The sequence below is a fragment of the Sorangium sp. So ce363 genome (assembly GCF_051520435.1).
Lineage (GTDB): Bacteria > Myxococcota_A > Polyangia > Polyangiales > Polyangiaceae > Sorangium > Sorangium cellulosum_B.
On the sequence record NZ_CP150333.1, the window covers coordinates 9,372,910 to 9,388,098 of the forward strand.

Sequence of the window (15,189 nt, forward strand, 5' to 3'; positions counted from 1 at the left end):
CCGGCGACGCCCCGGCTCGCGCTCGACCGCGACGGCGACGGCGTCATCCAGGATGGAGGCGAGCTACGAAGCTGACCGCGGCAGTGCTAGGGTGCCCCCCGTGCCGACGATCTTCACCAAGGGCGATCTCCTCAACACCCCGGATCTCCACGCGTACGCGCACGGCGTGAGCTGCGTGGGCACGATGGACACGGGGATCTCCGTGACCTTCAAAAAGCGCTGGCCGGGCCTGCTCCCGGCGTTCGAGCAGCGGAGCGCCGAGCGGAAGCTCCAGCTCGGGGAGGCCTTCGTCTGGAGCGAGGGCGGCGATACGGTGTACACCCTCGCGATCCAGGAGAACGCGACGAAGCGGCCCTCGCTCGCCGCGCTCGAGCGCTCGCTCGCCGCGATGGTGACGCACGCCGCCGGGGCGGGGATCGCGCGGATCGGCGTACCGCGCGTGGGCGCCGGCAAGACCGGCCTCGAATGGCTGCGCGTCAAGAGCATCCTCGTCAAGGTCGCCACCGACAAGCCGGTCACGCTCGTGGTCTACGAGCAGTTCGTGCGCGCCCCGGGCGCCTGACCCCAGCGTTGGATGAAGTGCGCCCCCGCGGCATCGAGACCGGGGCCTGTCGTCCCAGGGCGATGCATGACAGGGGCTGGTGAGCAGGCGCTCGCGGTGATCACGACACCGCGCCGCTCCCGGATCCCGGTGCTCGGCGTGCGATCGAGCGGGCCGGTCACGGGCTGGGCTTGGCTTTGTCCCGCAGGTAGAGGGCCTCCACCTGCTGCCGGGCCCACGGGGTCCGTCGCAGGAAGTGCAGGCTCGATTTGATGCTGGGATCGTACTTGAAGCAGCGAATGTCGATCATGCGTCCGAGCTGCTCCCAGCCATGCTGCGCGACCAGGTGCTCGAGGATCATCTGGAGCGTGACACCGTGAAGAGGATTGTCGGGCTGGGACTGAGTCATACCGATGCTCGGAGGGCGATCGCCCCGGAGGGCCAGCGTGAGCCCGCGGTGTAGCACGTCGCGCGGCGGCCGCCGCACGTCGCGGCCGGCGACTGGTTGATGAGAAGATTTTACTTCTTCAGCCAGGTCTGGGTCCTGCCGAGGAGGGAGATGCCCAAGAAGCCGCGCACCTTCAGCTTCTTCCCGCCCTCGATCGCCTCGAGCTTGCAGCTATAGGTCTCGCCGTTGTTCGGATCCAGGATCGTACCGTCATCGTACTCGTCGTCATCGCGGACCATGTTCTTGATGATGACGAGCCCCAGAACGGGCTTGTTCTTGTCAGCCCCCTCACAGGCGGTGCAGATCTTCGGCTTCCCCTTCTCGTCGAGCGGCTGCTTCAGGCTCACGATCTTGCCGAAGATCTTCCCGCCCCTCTCGTAAATCTCGACCACCGACTGCTCGACCCCCTGCTCATCGATCGTCCGCCACTGGCCGGTCACAGGGAGAGGATCCGCGAGCGCGAGCGAAGTGGCGAGGGAGCAGCCCAAGGCGGCCAAAAGAGCCAAGAACCTCTTCATGTCGTCAGAACTCCTTTCATCGGTCTGCGAGGCCACGGCGTTCGGCCCTGGCGTGGTGCTTGATTCGCATGTCGGTGCGCGCCGCTGAGCGCGACATGCCTCGGAGGGCGGACGGGGCGCCGCGCCGTTTGTTCATCGGACCGGAGGGAGCGGCGGCGGGAGGCAGGGCTCTGGTCAGAGGGGGAGCCGAACGATCGACATGGCTCCTCTCGCAGCAGCCCTGCGGCGCGGTGGACGTCATTTTCCCCCCCGAGGGTACCGAGCGGGTTCATGGAGCGCAACGGCGCCGTGCGGCGGCGCGCCGGGACGTTTGGTGGCCAGAGAACGGTTGATTCCACGGGGCTGGATCCCGCCGCGGCCGAGCTACCCACGGCCCGCGCCTCGGCCGCGCGCGTCCGTCCGTGCTGGGCCGGTGCGATTCCGCCGACTGAGGCGGTCATGTAAGGTTCTCTAGGTCAACCAGCGCGTGCAGCGTGGCCGTACGTGATGAAGGGATTGTTCGGGGAGGAGTGAGCCACCTCACCCCGAGGATCATCCGTTCGGCGCCGATCCGGGGCCGGGCCATCGAGGCTGCGCGCTTCGCCAGCAGGCAGCGCGTGCTGGTCGGTCTGGTCGTGGGTCTGAACAACAACGAGCGCCCACCCCAGAGAAACCCGCTTGACCCTCTCGCAGCGGGAGGGTCTAGGATGCCTTCAGCTCGAGAGGGAAGGCATGTTTCTGAAGATTGGCGAGCTTGCCCGGCGCACCGGGCTGACCGTTCGCGCCTTGCGGCACTACGACGAGATTGGCCTGCTGGTGCCGTCCGGAAGGTCCATGGGTGGCTATCGCCTGTACGACCGGAGAGACGTCGCCCGGCTGTACCGCATCCAGGCGCTGCAGCGCCTCAATCTGTCGCTGGCTGACATACAAGACTTGCTCGACAACGCGGCCGGCGGGCTTTCGGAGGTGGTGGCCCGGCAGGTGGCGCAACTCGACCGCGAAATCCTGCAAGCGTCCGCGTTGCGCACCCACCTGCTCGCCGTGCAGGGTCAACTGCAGGCCAACGAAGAGCCCGGCATCGACGACTGGCTCGTGGCGCTCGAAAGCATGGTCGCGGGCTCGAAGTACTTCAGCGAGGACGAGCAGCGCACGCTCAAGGCGCAGCGCGACGGTCTCACCAACGCTGTGGCGCCCGAGCGCGCCGGATTGTCGGCGTGGCTGCACAAGCTGGTCGCGGCCGGCGCATCGCCCGAGAGCCCGCAGGCACAGGCTCTCGCGCGACGTTGGATCGAGCTGCTGCTCGAAGAAGCCGGTGGCGACGAAGGCCTGCTGATGAAGCTCTACGCCATGCACTGGAACGAGCCGGCGCTCCACGCGCTGACCGGTGTGGACCGCGCCGGCATCCGGTACATCTCGCATGCGATGGCCTTCGCGCGTCTTCAGCTCTACGCGCCCTACTGCAGCGCCGGCGACATGGCCACGCTGCGCCAGCACTACGTTGCGCAGACCGACGCATGGCCGCCGCTCATTGCCGAGCTTCGGCGACAGATGGCGGCAGACGCGCCTGCCGATGGCGCAGCCGTGCGCGCTCTCGCGCTGCGCTGGCAGGCGCTGTCGCTGGCCAAGGCCGGCGGCGACGCCGCGCTGGACGCGAAGCTGCAAGCCGCATTCCGCCACGACCCGGCCCTGCGCGCAGGCTCGGGCATCGACGCGACGCTGGCCGACTATGTCGGGCGAGCCATCGCGCGACTCGACGCCACATCGACTTCCTGAATGAATTGAATCCCGAAGGCCTCACGTGAACGCAAGAACGCAGACGAATCCTCATTTCTTCACCGGCAACTACGCGCCGCTCCGCGAGGAGCACGACATCGCGGCGCTCGAGATCGAGGGTACCCTGCCGCCCGAGCTGGAAGGAAGCCTGTACCGTGTCGGCCCGAACCCGCAGCACACGCCGCGCGACGACGACTATCACTGGTTCTCCGGCGACGGCATGGTGCATGCGTTCCACATCGGCGCCGGCAAGGTGTCGTACCGCAACCGCTGGGCGCGCACGCCGAAGTGGCAGCTCGAGCACGAAGCCGGGCGCGCGCTCTTCGGCACCTTCGGAAACCCCGCCACGAGCGACCCGCTGGCGCAGGGCCGCAACGGCGGCACGGCCAACACCAGCATGCTTTGGCACGGCGATCGGCTGTTCGCGCTCGAAGAGTCGCATCAGCCATTCGAACTCGACCCCTGCACGCTGGCTTCCATGGGGCACCAGAGCTTCGGCGGCCGCGTGACCTCGCGCTGCACCGCGCACCCCAAGATCGACCCCGAGAGCGGCGAGCTGCACTTCTTCGCGTACTCGCCCGACGGTCCCTGCTCGCCGAGCATGCTCTATGGCGTGATGGACACGCGCTGCGAGGTCACGCAGCTTCAGTCGTTCACAGCGCCGTATGCCAGCATGGTGCACGACTTCATGGTGACGCGCGGGCATGTGCTCTTTCCCGTCACGCCGCTGACGCTCAGCGTGGAACGCGCCATGCGCGGCAAGCCGCTGCTGGCCTGGGATGCAGGCTTGCGGACCCACGTCGGCGTGATGCAGCGCGGGAGCGCGGCCGACACGCTTCGCTGGTTCCAGACCGACGCGTGCCACATGTTCCATGTGATGAATGCCTGGGACGACGGCGACACCATCGTGGCCTACGTCATGCAATCCGAGACTGCGCCCGGCCTGCCCGATGCCGAGGGCCGCCCCGGCGACCCCGAGGCGATGGCCGCGCGCCTGTGCCGCTGGACCTTCCACCTGGCGGATGCAGGCACCGGGTTCCGGCGTGACTACCTCGACGATCTCGCGGCGGAGTTTCCACGGATCGACGAGCGCTACACCGGGCGGCGCAACCGCTACGGCTTCACCACCTGCCATGCGACCTCGCGCGCACGAGGCGACTCGGAGAGCGTGCTCTACAACAGCCTTGCCCGATTCGACTTCGACACCGGCGAACGCAGCATTCACACGCTGCCGCACGGCGACGTGGTGTCCGAGCCGGTGTTCGTGCCGCGCGCGGAGGACGCGGCCGAGGGCGACGGCTGGCTGCTCGCCGTGGCCTGGCGAGAACAGGAGAAGCGCAGCGATTTGCTGGTGTTCGATGCCATGGGCCTTCCCGCTGGGCCCGTCGCGGTCGCCCGCTTGCCGCACCGCGTGCCATTCGGGTTCCACGGCACCTGGCGGCCCAGCGTGTAACTAGGTTCGGGATGCCATTCGCGCAGCGCCTCCCCGCGCGCCGCATGCCTCGCGCGGCCTGCGTGGGGAGGATTCGGCGCTCGCCTCGCGGCGCGGGGAGCGCTGGCCGCTCCGCGCGCTCGCTCCTACAAGCGCTCGATGAGGAAGCTCCGGGTCTTGTCGTCGAAGTTGTGGGGGGCGAGGTTCGCGTCTGTCGTGAAGACGCGCGACTCGGCCGAGTAGCGCCAGAGCCCGTTGTAGAGCGTCAGCTTGAAGCCGGGGGGGACGCGGACGGAGCTGACCCTCTGGTCCCATGGGGTGCTGTAAAAGAGGGAGGAGCCGATGCCGTACACGACCGAGCCGCCCGAGAAGTTGGCGTGCTCGTACAAGGTGACCACGTCCAGCTGAGGGTCCGAGGCGTTCGAGACGACGATGCTCGAGATCGTGTCGCTGAAGCCCGCGGCCACGAGATCGGTGTCCGAGGTGAAGACGCGCGCCTCGCCCCCGAAGCTGCCGTGCATGAAGGCCGTGACCCGGAGCCCGGCGGGGACCCTGATGGCGCTCGCGCGGTTGTCTCCGATGATCGTCGTGTTCGGGAGGTCGTGGCGGCCGATCCCGAAGCCCTGCGAGATGCCGGAGAAGTTCGAGAGATCGTGGAGCACCACCTGGCCGCTGGGGTGGACGGTGGGGCCGCCGGCGATCGTGGCGTCGATCCACGCGCGGTGGCGCGCGACGTCGACGCCGAGCTGCCTCGCGTGCAGGTTCGTGCCGTCCTGCCCGTTCACGCCCGAGAACACGGCGACCTGACGCCCATCGACGAACCACGGGCCGCCGGAGTCGCCGTTCCAGCCCGAGCCCGTCACGCCCGTCGCCAGGAGCTCCTCGGCGGAGTACCAGCTGTCGATGTGGAGGGTCGCCTTCTTGAGCGACGGCGCCATCACCAGCGGCGTGCCCTCGCTCCCCCAGCCGTAGGCCGTCGCGTCCCTGCCGATCGCGACCGACGTCGCCTGGGCCAGCTGGACGAACGGTCCATCGGCGTCCTCGGTCAGGTGGAGCAGCACGATGTCGGCGACGGCCGAGGGCACCTCGACGGCGTCGACCGCGATGCGCCGGCCCTCGCGGTACGTGTTGCTGCCGACGCGCACGGCCGACGTCTCGCCCTCGTCCGCGACGCAGTGCTGCGCGGTGAGCACCCAGCGCGCCGCGACGAGGGTGCCGGTGCACTGGAAGAAGTCGCCGGTGCTCCCGCGCACGTCGAAGACCTGGACGGCCCAGGGGCTCGCCTCGGCGAGCTCGCCGCCGACGATCGCGGACGAATGCGACCCGAGCGCCTCGAGCGGCTCGTCCGGCGCGCCATCAATCGAGCAGCCCGTGGAGAGGCCGAGCGCGGCGCCCGCGCACACCGCGAGACCAAGCTGATGACCAAGTTCTCTCTTCTTCATTCTGCCTCCACTCATGATTCTGTTCAGACGATCGTTCGCGCCGACGGAGTCCGCCTCCGCCAGGAGCCGGCGTTCGTCAGCAATCAACGCGACGGGGCCTGTGATTGCGGCGCGCCAGGCTCGGCGACGGCGTCTCCGAGCAGACCCATGGGGGCACCGGGCTGAAACCGGTGAAAGGACAGCCGGAGCGGCAGGCCCGGAGGCGGGCGTACGAAATCCGCCCGCGACGGCTCAAGAATCGCGTCCAGAGTATGCTGCGCTACCCCGAGCGGCGCCAGGCGGCGATCTGGAACGGCCGCGTTCGAGGCGTGGAACGAGGAGTCGGCATCCCGCCGCACCTCGCCCGCGCCGGCAGTCTCCAGCGACATCTTCATCCCCCCGGACGTCAGCTCCGCGGCGTGGGAACACGCACGGTCCCGTCCGGCAGGGCCGTGGCCTCGATCCCGGGCGCGACGTGGTCCTCCGTCGATTGCAGCAGCGTCTGCGGCGAGGTGAAGCTGCGGGCGACGTCGAGCGGCAGCGCCGGGGCGCGCGGCTCGCGAATCTACGGTGTCCTCGCGCACCGGGCCACGACGCCGCGGCTGCGGACCACCGGGTCGAAGTCGACGCGGAAGGAGGAGACCAGCTCCGACGCACCGACGTAGAAGCCCCCGCCCCGGATCACCCGGTCCGAGGAGGGGGCTAAATTTGCACAATCATCGCACGATGAGTCGTACGGGTTCTTGTACCAATCCAAGACCCACTCCCACAGGCTCCCGCCCAGGTCCGCCTGACCCTACTTTCCATCCCCCTTCGGCGACTTCGACCCAACCGCCTGAACATCGCTGAACGCGCACGAACCGTCGGGCCCGCAGCCATACACCGCGTACGTGCTGTCGATCGTCGTCGAGCTCGGCGGCTTGGACCACGGATACACCCGCTGCCCGTCCGCTCCGCCGCCTCCCGCCGCCGCGTAATTCCACTCCGCCTCCGTCGGCAGCCGGCCTCCGTCCCACGCGCAGAACGCGAACGCGACGTACCAGTCCAGGCAGTTCATCGGAAGGTGCTCGTTCGCGCCGGAGCCATCCGTCCATGTCTGGTAGGTCGACTCGCACTTCACCGCGGCCTTCAATGCCGCTGCACTGGCGGGCAGGCTGCTGTCCCACGACGCGTCCCACCCGCTCCCCGGGATCTTCGGGTGCTCTCCTGCTCGTGCCCTGGGCTTGCTGCCGGGATAGGCCTCCACGAACTTCCGGAACCTTCCCACGGTCACCTCGTACCTATCCAGCAAGAAGCCGCTCACCGTCGCTGGATACGCCGAGTCGTTGCTCCGGTTGAACGTTCCCCCAGGTATCGCCGCACCCGTCGCGCAGCAGCTCTCGTTGCGCCCAGGACCGCACGTCTCCGTCAGCCCGACACAGCTCCGCGGCACGCACTTCCCTCGGTCGCACGCTGGCGCTGCCGCTCCACACGGCGCCGCATCTTCCCATTCCCCGCGCTCATCGCAACGCTGCGGCCGGTTGCCCGTCGCCGTACACCGCACCTGCTCCGGCCCGCACTCCCCACGGCACTTCCCCTCCACGCACGTCTGGTCCACGCACTCCTTCCCCTCGGGCGTACACTCCACCTCCACGCCCCCGCCGTCTCCGCCGCTCCCGCCGTCTCCGCCGCTCCCGCCGTCTCCGCCGCTCCCGCCGACTCCGCCGCTCCCGCCGACTCCGCCGCTCCCGCCGACTCCGCCGCTTGGGGAGGGCGTGACGACGGATCGCAGCCCCTCGGAAGGCGTGGGCCCAACCCGGGCCCAATTGTCAAGCCCAGGGCCTGGGGCGCTCGCCATGACCGATCCGTCGCCTCGGGCGGCCGTGGTCGCCTCGCTGGCCAGCACCCTGAGCCGCGCCGTCGCCCTCGGGGACGAGGTGGCGGCCCGGGTCGTTCAGGAGACGATCGGTCGGCTGCTCGGGCTGCCGGTGGCACCGGAGGGGTGAGCAAGCTTGGGCCGAACGTCGAGCCCGCCGCTCGCGTCGACTCGCTGCCGGAGCCTTGCCGCTCGCCAGTGCCCGCAGGCTCTACTGGGATCGCCCGTGCGCTGCGGTTGCGTGCCGAAGCGCCCCGGAGGCATCCGGAAAGTGATGCCGGCAGGCAGCAGGCCTGTGCCGGGAGGCAAGCGCGGCGGCGTGCGCAGGCGACGACCCTCTCGCCGCGATGCTGCATGGCGACGCCATGGCGGAACTGCGGACGCCACGGGGAGCGGTGGGAAAACGAGTGGCGAACAGGCTCCTGCATGCTGGCACGGAGGCGGCACGCGCACCGTGCGCCTCGGCGCCGGAGAGCGCAGATTCAAGCACGTGCCTGGCACGCTGCTCATCCATGGTCCCGAGGCATGACCATCACCTTGTTGACGCTCACGATGGTTGATGCTCGATCGCGCAGGCTGTTCGATGGCCATCGCGGGGGTGAGCGCCCCCGGTCACGGCCGTGATGGTCGGCCCATCCCGCGGCCGTGGCTGCCGGAGTGCTCAGGCGCGTCAAGGGTGCCCGCGCCGGGGCGCGGCGACTACGCCGCCCTTGACCCGCCCTCCGCGCTCCGGCGACCGTCCCGTGCGGGCGATGGGCGAACGGAGCCTCCGGCGGGGGCTCCGGGCACCGGATGGCCATCAACCAGCGCGAGCAAAAAAGGGCCCGCTTCTTTTACCTACGCGCGGCGCTCTTCATCCCGAGGAGCTTGCGACCCACTCGTGAAGTTTAGGTCGACGCAGGCGAGAAATCTCGCGGCATGTCCGCCCCGCGAAACTGTCATGCCGATCAGAGGGAGATGGAGCATCCGGACGCCGCCGAAGCGCACGTGTACACGCCCGAACCTTGATGGTCCACGCACGCGCCATTCGCGCATTGGTCGCCCGTGGTGCATGTCGCGCCGTTCGGCCTCTTCGGCGCACAGACGGGTGGGTCGCTTGAGGTGTCGCAGTTGCCCTCTTTGCACTGACTGTCATTGGCGCATGGCTGCCCGTTGGCCTCGGGGTCGCTGCAGATGGTCTCACCACCTGAGTCGTTGCAGTAGCCGCTCAGGCACGCGCGGTTGCTCGCACATGCCTGGCCGTTGGGCTTCGCCGCGACGCAAAAGCCACGTTTGCTCGAGTCAAGCTCGCACACAAGGCCATCGCCACATTCGCGCGTGCATGGATCGCCGGACCCCGGCTTCACCACGCACGTACCGAGGTGCGCAAAGATCGCGACCTCGCAGTAGGTGTCCGCGTCTGCGCATTCCGCGGACACCGCGCAGTCGCCCCCCGTCGCGACCTTCGCGACGAACGCGCCGTCGCATGCGGGCCACGCCCGGGAGGCTCCCATTGCCTCGAAGTCGGGGCACGACAGCGCTTGCATATGATCGATGCAAGAGTGCGCCGGACCCTCGCGGAACTCGAGCCGCCCTGCCGCGACAGCTTCCGCCTGGAGCTCGGGGTGCGCGCCCATCGAGGATCGGAGCCGATCCACGCACGCGTCTGCAGGAACCGTCACGCCGCAGCATGCGGTGAGGTCCGCACAGAGCGCGCCAAGGATGGCGTCATGGAAGTCGTTGACGGAGAAGTCGTGAACGGGTGAATCGGTGCAGCCGATCACTGTCACGAGCGGGAGGAGCATGATGCCTGCGATCCCATGGCGGACGCGCCTAGTCGGGTCGCGATCGCGGATCTGCCGTCGAAACTCCTTGGCGTTGCGAGTGAGCTCGGCGAGGTTGCTGTAGGGGTCGTCACGTCGGGCGTTACAGGCGTCGTCGTCATAGGGGTAGAGCACAGTCCACTCCGACGCGTTGCGGGGCAAAAAGTTTTATTTCACAGACGGGCAACGCGAAAAATCGCGTGTGGACGCATGCTCGCGATGGGCATCCACGGCCGGCGCCAGCGTCCGCTCCGACGCCCAGCTCCTGCTGCTGGCAAGTGCAGATCGCCGCCCGGAAGCGTTACCTTCAACCAGCATGGGGTCGATGTCCGCCGGCCGCCGGGTAAGCCAGGGGCCCTTTCGGGCCCCTAGCTCCCCTAAGAACCGTACGTGAGACTTTCGCCTCATACGGCTCAAGCCTTTCCTAAAGCCGCTGTCACGCGACCCGGCTGAGGCGGCCGAGGCCGCCGAGGACGAGAGGATGGTCGGTAGGAGCCTGCGCGCTCCGTGGCGGTGGCCCGGCTCCGGGACTTCCTGAGCTGCCGGAAGTAGTCCCGGAAGGCCGGGTCGAACGCGGTAGCCGCCGCCCGCACCTTGACGTGCCGGCGGATGGGCAGGCCGCTGGCCTGGAAGAGATCGGAGTAGCTCGTCGAGCCGTCCGCACTCCAGGTCGGGGCGGTGATGACCCAGCGCCGGCCTCCAGAGCTTCGGAAATACCGCTTCTGAAGCCACGAGAGGCCCTTGCCGGGGTGTCGCCTCCGCATCCAGCGGACCGTCGCATCGAAGATGGCACCATCGACTTTCGTGAAGACCCGGCTGGAGACAAGATGACGGAAGTAGTTCGCCCAGCCTCGAATCCGAGGGTTGAGCAGGCGAACGAGCTCCCGCAGCGGGCCTCCAGCGTGCGCGTTGATGGTATTCCGGATGCCGCCGAGAAACGCCTTGATGCTCTTGCGAGAGGGCTTCATCAGCAGCTTGCCATCATACTTGCGAATGGTGGCACCGAGAAATCAAAGCCGGTCTCGACATCGGTGACCTTGGACTTCTCCTGCGAGAGTTCCATGCCACGCTCCGCGAGGAAGATCGTAATGGCCGGGATGACCTTCTCGTTCAGTAGCTCGGGCGTACGAGCCGTGACGAGAAAGTCGTCCGCGTAGCGCACCACGTTGACCAGCGACCGGTCAGGGACCGCGTCGTGAGCCACGCGCTCCAGGCCGTCCAGGGCCAGATTGGCCAGGACGGGAGAGCTCGGGCCGGTGCTCGCGAATGTGTACCTTCACCCGGTCGATGTGGTTGAGCGTAGCCTCGAAGTTTGAGGGGGCTCGGGGCACGAATTTTGAGGAACGCACTGCGTCGCACATCATAAGCAGATGTTCAGATCTCGCGCCGGAAGTGCGTCGAATCGCGCCAAACCCGTCTCGCCCGGCGCGATGCTCGACGTCGGCCCCGCCGCGAAGCGCGGCAGGGCCGACGTCCGAGCCCTCAAAAAACAAGCTCCTTGACATTCACGTTCCAGCGAATTCGTAGCGTCCCGCGAACTCGTGCTCTTGCTAGCGAGGTCGGGACGATCGACCGGGTGCGTCAACCATCGGGCGACCGTGCGGACGTACAGAAGAATGACGCGGAGCGTCCCTCAATCAATTTGGCGCTGGCGGGCCGAAAGTCCCTCCATCCTTATGCTCATGCTCATGGTGCTGGTGCGCGAGGGCTACGAGGTTACTCGCTACGCCGACGACCTGGTCATCCAGTGCAAAACCGAGCAAGAGGCCCACGCGGCACTCGCCCGGTTGCGCGAGGAGCTGGTCGGACGCGGCCTCACGCTTCACCCCGACAAGACCCGGGTGACGCATGTTCGCCGCCGTGGAGGTTTTGATTTCCTCGGCTACCACTTCGAGCAGAGTTGGAGACGACCGAAAAAGCAGGCGCACGAGAGCGCTGCTCGCCGGGTTCCAGACGCACCTCGCGAAACCGATCCAGCCGACGGAGCTCCTGATGGCCATCGGGGTACTGGCAGCGCGCGGAGAGAAAGGGGCGGCCGCAGGCAGTCAACGGGGGGCCGCCCTTGCCATAGAAACGCACGACGAGGCTCAGGCCTCCGCGGGCATGGAGAACCAGAACGCCGAGCCCACGAGCAGGCCGCGCCGCCTCAGCTCCTCACGCTGCGGCCCGTGACTTGTCACGGTGCAACCCGTGACTTGTCACGGTGCAACCCGTGACAGGTAGCGGCGCATCGGTCCGCATTTCCAGCTCGGCCGTGCCTTTTCCGCACGGAGCGTGATGGCCGGACGACCCAGGCCATTGCTGAACCTGGCACGAGGCGTGCACGGACCTCCGAGCAGCGGCCGAGGAGGACCGTCGTTCACGACAGCCGCGAGGCATCGGGCATCGGGCCTCCGGACGACGAGCTCCCCGGCAGACCTGGCAGCCAGCGCGCAGGCGACACGGCTGCCACGAGCCCGAGCCGCGCCGATCGTTTGGCTCACGGGCATCGGCAACAGAACCCGTGTGTCGATCTGCGTGCCACGAGCACCGGAGCGGAACCCAAACACATTGACCGAAGCGATATCACCAATGAATAATATCAAGGCTTCGAATGGCTTCCGCGAAATGGGAGACCTTGGGATTGTATGGAATCGCACGGGCGCGGTCAGCGCGCTGCTCGCTCTGGCCACCGTGGCGTGTAGCGCCGCGGATCCGAGCGACGGCTTTTCCGACGAAGCGCTCGGGACTGACGCGCAAGAAATCCGCTTCGGCACGGAAGGCGGCGGAGTCGGCGTCGTGGAGATTAACGGCTGCACGGGAACGCTCATAGGTCGACACATCATCCTGACCGCGGCTCACTGCTTTGACGACGAGCTCGGATCGGCGCTGTCGGGGAACGTGAGCGCTGAGGTATCCTACGCGCACGCCGGGAACACCTGGAGCTGCATGACAGGCTCCCCCTCGAATGGCAAACGCCATCCCGCGCACCGAGGCGTGAGCGGCCGCCGTTGGCCGCGCCTCCGCACCATGCGAGGCTTCCGATCCCGCGGACGCCACCAACACCGCATTAACATAAGGTAAAATCTTCCAAGGAGTTATGATCATGCTGCATTCTATGACCTTAGCCGGGCGCCGCGGGATCCGCATCGCCCTTTCCGCCCTTTCCGGCTCGTTGCTGGCCGGCGGGCTGCTGACCGGATGCCAAGTCACCGATGAAAACGGCTCCCCCGCCGGACCCGAGGACACCCTCGTTACCGCGGCCGCCATTACGAACACGGACTTCACCGACGGCAGCGGAAGAATCCGCATCCGGGTGAAGACCTGCGATCCCACCGCGGCTGCGACGACCAATTGCGCCTATTGCACCGCCGACGATGGCTGGGTCCGCATCGGGGGCGGCGCGCAGATCCTGGGGGAGAACAACCCCGGCGCCATGCTGCAGGCATCCTTTCCCAGCCCGAACTTCTTCACGGCAGCCAACTCCTTCGGCTGCACGGGCCCGGCGGGCCATTCGCCCCCGCGCCTTGGGATCGATGACAAATCGACCTGGGTGGTGAGGGCCTCCGGCGCGACCCATCAATTGCAGGCCTATGTCATCCAAATGCAGCTCGTCGATGCCGCCGGTGCCGCCTTCACGCCCACGGTCACCCAAGGCGTGGACTACGTGACAAGCGCCGTCAATCCCCCGTCCAATTACACCGTCGAGACCCCGGAGTCCTGGCTTCTTGACGATTACTTCCTGATCGGCGGAGGCGCGCACGTCCTCAGCACCAACCCGGCCGACAGCATCACCGCCGCCACCGATGCGTACCTGGTGGAATCGCGGCCGGTGGACGGCCCGAACGGAAGGGCCTGGCGCGCCAGCGCCCGGGCCCGAAGCTCTCCGGCCCATGACAATCCGCTCAAGTCGTACGCGATCGGGGTGAAAGCCTGCCCTCCCCAGTGGGACAGCTGCTTCACCTATCCCATGATCAAGGAAATCACCGCGGCGGCGACCACCGGCTACGGCACCGCGACCTACACCATCAGCCCCTCCTGGGTGGGCTCGAGCGTGGGCGGCTATGCCCCCACCACGAGCTCGGGCGCGCGCTTCCTCGCCGATCTCATCCCCTTCAACGGAACCGCGAAAGGGTTCACCGTGCGCAGCAGGGATGACGGCACGGGGGGATCGGGGCAAACCTTCGGCTCCACCTTGGTGTTCGGCCATATCCACGGCCGGTATACATCCAATGCGGTGTTCTTTTCGCGCGGCGGGAATCCCGCCATCCTGAGCCGCCCCGCCGGAACGGACCCCCAGTTGCAAGCCGCCTATTCCCCCGCCGATCAGCCGGCGACCCGCTGGCACCTCGAAGCCTTCGGCACGGGCATCTTCCGGCTGCGGAACGGGAACCCCGATGGGGGCACGGAATGCGCCTACCGCGACGGTACGACTTCCAACGTGCGGGTCAAGGCCTGCGGGACCGGCAACGAATTCATGTGGACCCTCGTCGGCGCCGCCACCGGCTCGAGCACGTTCAAACTGCAGAACGCGACCAATGGTCAATGCCTCGACGTCAACGGGAGCGCTACCCCGACCAATGTGGTCCTCAAGCCATGCGTCACCACGGGCGATCCCATCTACCAATTGTTGTACGTGGACGATTACAATTGGCCTAATTGATCCCCTTGGTGGGACGCGGAGCATCGGCCTAGATCCAATGCCGGTCAGTTAAGCTCCCGCAACTTCAGATCGGCCGCTTTCGCGAGTAGTTGCTCATCTTGACCTTCACGGCGCGAGGGTACGATCGCTCAGTGCGGCGTGGGGGTAGGATGAAGCGCCTCAGATCCCGGCCCAGGGCGCGCAGGTGACCGGGGATGGCTCCGGGACGGGAGTCGACCGACCAAAGCCGCTTGTCGCGGATGAGGCGCAGCGCCACGAGGAAACTGATGCGCGTCGGCGGCACGCGCGCCTTTGCGGCGACGCGCTCGATCTCCAGCTGGACCAGATTGTACGCCAGCAGAAGACCCCAAATCTCCTGACGCACCATCGCCGGCGTCTTGCTGCGGATGCTCTCGCGTCGGTCGAGCATGTCCGTCTTCAGCTCGTCGTAGCTCTACTGCGGGAAGTCGGCGCAGGGGGCGGACCGCCAAGACGCCAAGGGCGCCAAGAGACCAGGGAAATAGGAGGGGAAAATGCAGGGACAGCCCTCCCCCTCTCTTCTTGGCGGCCTTGGCGCCTTGGCGGTTTTTCTGCTGATCCGGGGCGACTTCCCGCAGTAGTGGTAGGCGTGTCGGTGATCATCGAGTCCCGCGTCCGATCGGTGAAGACCGCGGCCACGTGATTGCCCGCGTTCACCGTTCACCGTCGGCGCCCACGCCGATCTGGGCCGCGCTCGCCTCCGCGGCGTAGACGTTGCGCCCGCCGAAAAGTCGAAGGCCCGAGGGCTGCCACCCTCGAG

At 67.6% G+C, this 15,189-nt stretch carries 16 protein-coding genes and 2 pseudogenes; 8 read left to right on the forward strand and 10 right to left on the reverse strand.

Going from position 1 to position 15,189, the window contains the following annotated elements:
- The first annotated feature begins 100 nt into the window (after window positions 1-100).
- The gene (locus WMF12_RS35265) at window positions 101-562 is read left to right on the forward strand and encodes a macro domain-containing protein (RefSeq protein WP_437294573.1); all 462 of its coding nucleotides are present in this window, start codon (window positions 101-103) and stop codon (window positions 560-562) included.
- Between the two features lie 157 nt (window positions 563-719).
- On the opposite strand, the gene WMF12_RS35270 is transcribed toward WMF12_RS35265, so the two are convergent.
- Entirely contained in the window at window positions 720-950 is a 231-nt protein-coding gene (locus WMF12_RS35270) for a VF530 family DNA-binding protein (protein WP_437852379.1), read from the reverse strand.
- A gap of 110 nt (window positions 951-1,060) precedes the next feature.
- Window positions 1,061-1,507 carry a DUF2147 domain-containing protein gene (locus tag WMF12_RS35275; protein WP_437852380.1) on the reverse strand — a complete coding sequence of 149 codons (447 nt, stop codon included), beginning with the start codon at window positions 1,505-1,507 and terminating at the stop codon, window positions 1,061-1,063.
- 711 nt (window positions 1,508-2,218) lie between these two features.
- On the opposite strand from WMF12_RS35275, the gene WMF12_RS35280 reads away from it, so the two are divergent.
- Window positions 2,219-3,259: a MerR family transcriptional regulator gene (locus tag WMF12_RS35280; RefSeq protein WP_437852381.1), complete on the forward strand. Its 1,041-nt coding sequence runs from the start codon at window positions 2,219-2,221 to the stop codon at window positions 3,257-3,259.
- Window positions 3,260-3,284: 25 nt separating this feature from the next.
- The gene (locus WMF12_RS35285; RefSeq protein WP_437852382.1) at window positions 3,285-4,712 is read left to right on the forward strand and encodes a carotenoid oxygenase family protein; all 1,428 of its coding nucleotides are present in this window, start codon (window positions 3,285-3,287) and stop codon (window positions 4,710-4,712) included.
- A 125-nt stretch (window positions 4,713-4,837) separates the two neighbouring features.
- Here WMF12_RS35285 and WMF12_RS35290 read toward each other — a convergent pair whose 3' ends face one another.
- Window positions 4,838-6,133, reverse strand: coding sequence for a trypsin-like serine protease (locus tag WMF12_RS35290; protein WP_437852383.1), 1,296 nt, complete (start codon window positions 6,131-6,133; stop codon window positions 4,838-4,840).
- Between the two features lie 83 nt (window positions 6,134-6,216).
- Window positions 6,217-6,507: a hypothetical protein gene (locus WMF12_RS35295; RefSeq protein WP_437852384.1), complete on the reverse strand. Its 291-nt coding sequence runs from the start codon at window positions 6,505-6,507 to the stop codon at window positions 6,217-6,219.
- Between the two features lie 24 nt (window positions 6,508-6,531).
- Between WMF12_RS35295 and WMF12_RS35300 the strand changes: the two genes are divergently transcribed.
- A complete protein-coding gene (locus tag WMF12_RS35300; RefSeq protein WP_437873976.1) occupies window positions 6,532-6,777 on the forward strand; it encodes a hypothetical protein in 246 nt (81 codons plus the stop codon).
- On the opposite strand, the pseudogene WMF12_RS35305 reads toward WMF12_RS35300, so the two are convergent.
- Window positions 6,678-7,949 (reverse strand): annotated as a pseudogene (locus WMF12_RS35305) (formylglycine-generating enzyme family protein). The gene WMF12_RS35300 and the pseudogene WMF12_RS35305 sit on opposite strands and share 100 nt — an antisense overlap.
- Between WMF12_RS35305 and WMF12_RS35310 the strand changes: the two are divergent.
- Complete coding sequence (locus tag WMF12_RS35310) at window positions 7,948-8,097, forward strand: hypothetical protein (RefSeq protein ID WP_437852385.1); 150 nt, start codon at window positions 7,948-7,950, stop codon at window positions 8,095-8,097. The pseudogene WMF12_RS35305 and the gene WMF12_RS35310 sit on opposite strands and share 2 nt — an antisense overlap.
- Before the next feature lie 817 nt (window positions 8,098-8,914).
- On the opposite strand, the gene WMF12_RS35315 is transcribed toward WMF12_RS35310, so the two are convergent.
- The 3 genes and pseudogenes from WMF12_RS35315 to WMF12_RS35325 form a co-directional block, all read right to left on the reverse strand.
- Window positions 8,915-9,904 carry a hypothetical protein gene (locus tag WMF12_RS35315; RefSeq protein WP_437852386.1) on the reverse strand — a complete coding sequence of 330 codons (990 nt, stop codon included), beginning with the start codon at window positions 9,902-9,904 and terminating at the stop codon, window positions 8,915-8,917.
- 278 nt (window positions 9,905-10,182) lie between these two features.
- Entirely contained in the window at window positions 10,183-10,737 is a 555-nt protein-coding gene (locus WMF12_RS35320; RefSeq protein WP_437852387.1) for a group II intron maturase-specific domain-containing protein, read from the reverse strand.
- A pseudogene (locus WMF12_RS35325) lies at window positions 10,737-11,009 on the reverse strand (reverse transcriptase domain-containing protein); the annotation flags it as partial. The gene WMF12_RS35320 and the pseudogene WMF12_RS35325, both read right to left, overlap by 1 nt.
- A 448-nt stretch (window positions 11,010-11,457) precedes the next feature.
- Here WMF12_RS35325 and WMF12_RS35330 point away from each other — a divergent pair.
- A complete protein-coding gene (locus tag WMF12_RS35330; RefSeq protein ID WP_437873922.1) occupies window positions 11,458-11,985 on the forward strand; it encodes a reverse transcriptase domain-containing protein in 528 nt (175 codons plus the stop codon).
- Window positions 11,986-12,334: 349 nt separating this feature from the next.
- Here WMF12_RS35330 and WMF12_RS35335 read toward each other — a convergent pair whose 3' ends face one another.
- Window positions 12,335-12,589 (reverse strand): hypothetical protein, encoded by a 255-nt coding sequence (locus WMF12_RS35335; protein WP_437873977.1) that lies wholly within the window; start codon window positions 12,587-12,589, stop codon window positions 12,335-12,337.
- Between WMF12_RS35335 and WMF12_RS35340 the strand changes: the two genes are divergently transcribed.
- Complete coding sequence (locus WMF12_RS35340) at window positions 12,548-12,832, forward strand: trypsin-like serine protease (RefSeq protein ID WP_437873923.1); 285 nt, start codon at window positions 12,548-12,550, stop codon at window positions 12,830-12,832. The two genes, WMF12_RS35335 and WMF12_RS35340, sit on opposite strands and share 42 nt — an antisense overlap.
- 16 nt (window positions 12,833-12,848) lie before the next feature.
- Window positions 12,849-14,411, forward strand: coding sequence for an RICIN domain-containing protein (locus WMF12_RS35345; protein WP_437852388.1), 1,563 nt, complete (start codon window positions 12,849-12,851; stop codon window positions 14,409-14,411).
- A gap of 64 nt (window positions 14,412-14,475) precedes the next feature.
- Here WMF12_RS35345 and WMF12_RS35350 read toward each other — a convergent pair whose 3' ends face one another.
- On the reverse strand, window positions 14,476-14,820 hold the full coding sequence (locus WMF12_RS35350; protein WP_437852389.1) for a hypothetical protein: 345 nt from the start codon (window positions 14,818-14,820) through the stop codon (window positions 14,476-14,478).
- Between the last annotated feature and the right edge of the window lie 369 nt (window positions 14,821-15,189).

What these genes read in the sequence shown, in the direction of transcription:
- WMF12_RS35270 (WP_437852379.1), bottom strand. Translation starts at nt 950, where the DNA reads ATGACTCAGTCCCAGCCCGACAATCCTCTTCACGGTGTCACGCTCCAG.
- WMF12_RS35275 (WP_437852380.1), bottom strand. Translation starts at nt 1,507, where the DNA reads ATGAAGAGGTTCTTGGCTCTTTTGGCCGCCTTGGGCTGCTCCCTCGCC.
- WMF12_RS35280 (WP_437852381.1), top strand. Translation starts at nt 2,219, where the DNA reads ATGTTTCTGAAGATTGGCGAGCTTGCCCGGCGCACCGGGCTGACCGTT.
- WMF12_RS35290 (WP_437852383.1), bottom strand. Translation starts at nt 6,133, where the DNA reads ATGAAGAAGAGAGAACTTGGTCATCAGCTTGGTCTCGCGGTGTGCGCG.
- WMF12_RS35295 (WP_437852384.1), bottom strand. Translation starts at nt 6,507, where the DNA reads ATGAAGATGTCGCTGGAGACTGCCGGCGCGGGCGAGGTGCGGCGGGAT.
- WMF12_RS35310 (WP_437852385.1), top strand. Translation starts at nt 7,948, where the DNA reads ATGACCGATCCGTCGCCTCGGGCGGCCGTGGTCGCCTCGCTGGCCAGC.
- WMF12_RS35320 (WP_437852387.1), bottom strand. Translation starts at nt 10,737, where the DNA reads ATGAAGCCCTCTCGCAAGAGCATCAAGGCGTTTCTCGGCGGCATCCGG.
- WMF12_RS35330 (WP_437873922.1), top strand. Translation starts at nt 11,458, where the DNA reads ATGGTGCTGGTGCGCGAGGGCTACGAGGTTACTCGCTACGCCGACGAC.
- WMF12_RS35345 (WP_437852388.1), top strand. Translation starts at nt 12,849, where the DNA reads ATGATCATGCTGCATTCTATGACCTTAGCCGGGCGCCGCGGGATCCGC.
- WMF12_RS35350 (WP_437852389.1), bottom strand. Translation starts at nt 14,820, where the DNA reads ATGCTCGACCGACGCGAGAGCATCCGCAGCAAGACGCCGGCGATGGTG.